5 protein-coding genes and 1 pseudogene are annotated in these 5,240 nt (G+C 67.5%); 2 read left to right on the top strand and 4 right to left on the bottom strand.

From position 1 onward, the window contains the following. Together AC04MI_RS23270 and AC04MI_RS23265 are read right to left on the bottom strand one after the other, a co-directional pair. On the bottom strand, window positions 1-135 hold a 135-nt coding region (locus AC04MI_RS23270), incomplete at its 3' end, for an oxidoreductase-like domain-containing protein (protein ID WP_476498823.1). Between the two features lie 56 nt (window positions 136-191). Then, window positions 192-443: a hypothetical protein gene (locus AC04MI_RS23265; protein WP_056064818.1), complete on the bottom strand. Its 252-nt coding sequence runs from the start codon at window positions 441-443 to the stop codon at window positions 192-194. Between the two features lie 94 nt (window positions 444-537). On the opposite strand from AC04MI_RS23265, the gene ylqF reads away from it, so the two are divergent. Next, complete coding sequence (ylqF, locus tag AC04MI_RS23260; protein WP_476498822.1) at window positions 538-1,509, top strand: ribosome biogenesis GTPase YlqF; 972 nt, start codon at window positions 538-540, stop codon at window positions 1,507-1,509. Window positions 1,510-1,699: 190 nt separating this feature from the next. Then, window positions 1,700-3,976, top strand: a complete 2,277-nt coding sequence (locus AC04MI_RS23255; RefSeq protein WP_146871476.1) for a putative bifunctional diguanylate cyclase/phosphodiesterase — start codon at window positions 1,700-1,702, stop codon at window positions 3,974-3,976. A gap of 142 nt (window positions 3,977-4,118) precedes the next feature. On the opposite strand, the gene AC04MI_RS23250 is transcribed toward AC04MI_RS23255, so the two are convergent. Further along, window positions 4,119-4,262 (bottom strand): hypothetical protein, encoded by a 144-nt coding sequence (locus AC04MI_RS23250; protein WP_167514358.1) that lies wholly within the window; start codon window positions 4,260-4,262, stop codon window positions 4,119-4,121. Window positions 4,263-4,342: 80 nt separating this feature from the next. Next, window positions 4,343-5,194, bottom strand: a pseudogene (locus tag AC04MI_RS23245) (MFS transporter); the annotation flags it as partial. Window positions 5,195-5,240 lie beyond the last annotated feature (46 nt).

The raw sequence follows: 5,240 nt of genomic DNA, 5'->3' as shown, positions 1-5,240 counted from the left end.
GTATTCGGCGGCGTCCAGGAATCCTTCCCAGACGCAGCCATTGCAGCCGCGCCCACAGCAGGTGGTGGGCTCGGGCGGCGGGTTGCGCAGCGTGATGCCCGCAGTGGCCGCGCGTTGCTGCAGCGCCGCGAACATGGCTTGCGCCGTGGCGCCGTCCGCAGCCGGTGCCGGGGCCGTCCACTCCGGCAAGGTCACGGCTGGCGGCGCCCCGCCTTGGCGCGGCGCAGGCCGTACTGCACGCCGAATGCTATGCCCAGCACCAGCGCAAACCAGCCCACCAGCGCCGCCTGGGTCATGAGGTCGCGCACGCTGCTGGAGCGGGCGACATAGGGCGCCAGCAAGATGACCAGGCCGATAAGGGCCAGGGTCACGCCCTTGAACAGCAGCTCCTTGTCGGCCTTGGTGGCATTGGCTTTGCGCGAGTTGTCGAGAGGGGCTGGCATGGAGGTCAATTAGCGCGGTGGCGTGGTGCAAGTGGGACCGCGATTATCCTTGCCACCCTCAGAACCTGTTGAATCAAGAAGAAAGTACCCCCGCATGGCCATCCAGTGGTTCCCCGGTCACATGCACCTGACCCGCAAAGCCATCACCGAACGCATCAAGGACATYGACGTGGTSATCGAGSTGCTSGACGCRCGCCTGCCCGGCTCCAGCGCCAACCCGMTGCTGGCCGAGATCACGGGCCACAAGCCCACGCTCAAGGTGCTCAACAAGCAGGACGTGGCCGACCCCGAGCGCACTGCGCTGTGGGTGGACTGGTACAACGCCCAGAGCGACACGCGCGCCGTGCCGCTGGATGCGTCCGACCCCGCCCCTGCGCGCAAGCTTATCGACGCCTGCCATCTGCTGTCGCCCAACCGCGGGGGCATGGCCAAGCCCATGCGGGTGCTCATCTGCGGCGTGCCCAACGTSGGCAAGTCCACGCTGATCAACACCTTGACCAACAAGCGCCATGCCAAGACGGGCGACGAGGCGGGCATCACCAAGCTGGAGCAGCGCATCACCCTGGCCGACGACTTCTACCTGTGGGACACGCCCGGCATGCTGTGGCCGCGCATTGTGGTGCCCGAAAGTGGCTACAACCTGGCCGCCAGCGGCGCCGTGGGCCGCAATGCCTACGACGAGGAACTGGTGGCGCTGGAGCTGCTGCGCCGCCTGCAAAAACACTACGCCCCCTTGCTGGAGTCCCGCTACAAGCTGGGCCTGCCTGCGGGGGCCGTGGCCACAATGCACGACGAGGAACTGCTCGCAGCCATCGGCAAGAAGCGCGGCGCCATGCTGGGTGGCGGCAAGGTCAACCTGCAAAAGACGGCCGAGATTGTGATGACGGACTTTCGCACCGCCATCCTGGGCCGCATCACTCTGGAAACGCCCGCCGAGTTTGAAGCCTGGCGTGCTGCAGGCCTGGCCGAAGACGCCAAGCGCCAGGCAAAGAAAGACGCGCGTGCCAAGGCCAAGGGCAAGGGCTCCGGTGTGCGCGAGCCTGCGCCGGACAGCGACGCGGACTGATTGATCAGGCCTGCGCTTGCGGGCCTGTAGGCTGCGGCGGCCACCCTGGGCCGAAGCTGGCGACGGTTCTTGGTGACACCGATGCAGATGCTGATGGATGGGCACCGCAGCCACGCCAGCGGCGTTTTGTTCATAGGCGTTTTCTATGCCTGCGGTTACGATGGTTTCCTCCCCCGTAATTCCCGTCGCCATGGCCGAAGCCCCCGTTGTTCCGCTGCCAGACCACGAAGACGCTACAACGCGCCACCTGGTGCGCGTAGCGGGTTGGTCCGTGATGTTGCTGGGTTTTGTCATCGGCTTTCTGCTGCTGTGGGACCAGCCCGTGCAGCCAGTGCGCGTGGCGCTCAACTTTGTCGCTGGCTGCATTGGCGGCACGGCGCTTCTGCTGGCCCGCTGGCGGCGGTGGACGCTGGCCACCTATCTGCTGGTGTGGGGCGTGTGGGTATCGGTGTCGCTGGTGGCGGCTCGCAATGGCGGCGTGAACGGCCCCAACCTGCTGAACTACCCCGTGATCATTGTGCTGGCCGGATGGCTGCTGGGAGCGCGTGCCACGCTAACGCTTGTGGGGCTCACGGCCCTGCTGTTCCTGGGTTTCATCTGGGCGGACGTTCAGGGGTTGCTCAAGCCCGTTCAGGTGGCCAACCGCGTGGCGGGTGCTGTGTACCTTGCAGGCATTCTGGTGCTGACCGCTGCAGCCACGCTGCTGTCGCGCCGCAACTACATGAGCCGGGTGCGTGAGGCCCAGCAGACTGCGGCCAACCTCGCGGCCAGCGAGGCGTCGCTGCGCAAGCTGTTGCGGGCAGTGGAGCAAAGTCCAGAGGCCATCGTCATCACCGATCTGCGCGAGGACATCGAGTACGTCAACGAGGCCTTTGTGCGCCGCACGGGCTACGCGCGCGACGAGGTGGTGGGCCGCGCCTCGGCAGACTATTCCAGCAACGGCCTGGCGCCCGCGCAGCGCGAGGGCCTGCGCACCACACTGGCGCGCGGTGACAGCTGGGCAGGCGAACAGGTCAACTACCGCAAGGACGGGCAGGAATTGATCGAGTCTGTAGTGGTGGCCCCCATCCGCCAGACCGACGGCCGCGTGAGCCACTATGTGGAGCTCAAGCAGGACATCACCGAACGCAAGCGCGCTGCCGATGAAATTCACCGCCTCGCGCATTTCGACGGCCTCACCAGCCTGCCCAACCGGTCCACCCTGATGGAGCGGCTGCACGTGTTGCGCGGGCGTGCAGGTCGCCCGCCTTCCACCCAGCATGCCTTGCTGCTGCTGGACCTGGACCGGTTCACCACTTTCAACGATGCGCGCGGCAGCGAGATGGGGGACCGACTGCTCTGTGCCGTGGCGCTGCGGCTGTCCGAGATCCTGCCGCCCCAAGACCTGCTGGTGCGCGTGGCGGGCGATGAGTTTGCCGTGGTGCTGCATGGCCTGGGGGTGGATGCCTCGCTGGCGGGCCGGCATGCGCTGGCCTTTGCCGAAAAACTGCAGGCCGCCTTGCTGCGCCCCTTGCGTCTGGAGGGCGATGCGCAGGACGCCCAACTGGGCGCCAGCGTGGGTATCACCCTGTACCCCCAAACGTCGGACGACGGTGCACACGATGCCCTGCGGCGCGCGGGCACCGCCCTGCACCGCGCCAAGCAGGCCGGGGGCGGACGGGCTGCGTTTTTTGAGCAGGGCATGGGCGAGGCCGCCGAGCAGCGCTTTCGGGTGGAGCGCGAACTGCGCCATGCCATTGGCGCAGGCGAGCTGCGGCTGCACCTGCAGTCGCAGGTGGATGTGTCGGGCCAGGTCACGGGTGCCGAGGTGCTGGTGCGCTGGCAGCATCCGCGTGACGGCCTGGTGGCGCCGGGCGTGTTCATTCCGGTGGCCGAGGAGTCCGACCTCATCGTCAGCCTGGGCGAGTGGGTGCTGGCCCATGCCTGTGCGCTGCTGGCGCAGCCGGTGTTCCGCGAGCGGCGGTTGCGGCTCTCGGTCAACCTCAGCGCGCGGCAGTTCCGGCAGGCGGGTTTTGTGGGGCAACTGCGGGCAGTGCTGGCTGCCACGGGGGCCGACCCCCGGCTGCTGACGCTGGAGGTGACCGAAGGCCTGGTGATCGACGACTTTGATGATGCGGTGGCCAAGATGCGCGCCCTGGCCGCGCTGGGCGTGGACATGTCGCTGGACGACTTTGGCACCGGCTACTCATCGCTGGCCTACCTCAAGCGCCTGCCCATCCAGGAGATCAAGATCGACCGGTCGTTCGTGCACGAGGCCCCCACCAATGCCGACGATGGCGTGCTGGTCGAAGGCATCTTGTCGGTGGCACGGCACTTCGGCCTGCGTGTGGTGGCCGAGGGGGTGGAGACCCAGGCCCAGGCCGACTTCCTGCGCCAGCGCGCCCCGGACATCGTGTACCAGGGCTACCTGTTTGGCCGGCCAGAGCCCGATGCACAGTGGCTGGCGCAGTGGGCCCAGCCTGCCTGAGCCCGGCGGCGGCGAGCGCCGAATGAAGGGCTGCCTGATGCGGAATTTCAAACAAAAATAGCTGCAGGCGCTTATGCAATATGCGCCTGAAGCTATTGTTTTGGTAGCGTATTCGCCGGGACAGGCGGAGTGCTGGTGTGACCTATTTGTTTTTGTCTTTGCCCTTGGGCATGACGGTGGTCATCGGCGGCATGGGCCGGTCCGATGCGCTGTGTTCCTTGGGCGGCGAGGTGTCCTTTTTGGGTTTCTTCGCCATCTTGTTGCTGCGCTGTTCGCCTTTGGCCATGGGGCCTCCTTGAAAGGTCTCGGGATGGGACCGTGCGAGGATGGTACGTCACAAATTACGCCGCTGGCAGCTGCCGGGGGCTACGCACCTGCGCCTTCTGTAGCCTGCCGCACACCATCACCCAGCGCCCGCACAGCCAGCCGCTGGTCGTAAGCCAGTGCCAGCGCGTTCAGCACGGCAATGCCCATGCCCAGCGCGCAGGTGGCGCCCCATCCGCCCCACAGCCAGGCCACCGACCCCATCGCCGAGCCCGTGGCCGCACCCACAAAGTAGCTGGTCATGTACACCGCGTTCAGCCGCGCGCGGGCGGTGGGGTCCAGCCGGTAGATCACGTTCTGGTTGCTGATGTGCACGCCCTGCAGCGCCAGGTCGGCCACCAGCATGCCCACCACAAACCACACCAGGCTGCTGGCGCCCAGCCACAGCGCGCCCCAGCCCAGCAGCAGCAAACCTACCGATGCGGCGGTGGCCACCTGCGCCTGCCCACGGTCAGCCATGCGGCCTGCCACATTGGCCATGAGTGCACCGGCCACGCCCGCCAGCCCCACCAGCCCAATGCCGGCGTCGCCCAGTCGGTGTGCAGGCCCCGCCAGCAGCAGCGCCATGGTGGAGAACAACACACTGACGGAGGCAAACGACAACCCTCCCAGCAAGGCCCGGCTGCGCAACCGGGGGTGGTGCAAGGCCAGCGTGCCCAGCGACCGCAAGACCTGTCCATACCCCTGTGTCGGTGCTGAGGTCGTATTGCGTGACATCGGCATCACCCACCACAGCGCCAACGCCACGGCCACCATGGCGACGCCGGCCACCCGGTACACCAGCGTCCAGCCGCCCACCTCCGACAGCAGCCCTGCCACACTGCGCGCCGCCAGAATCCCGGTCAGCAGCCCGCTCATCACCAGCCCCACGGCCCGGCCGCTGCGGCCCGGCGCGCCCGCTCATCACCAGCCCCACGGCCCGGCCGCTGCGGCCCGGCGC

This window comes from Acidovorax sp. LjRoot204, from assembly GCF_056175785.1.
Note: the sequence above shows the minus strand (reverse complement) of the source record. Positions and strands in the feature narration are given on the sequence as shown.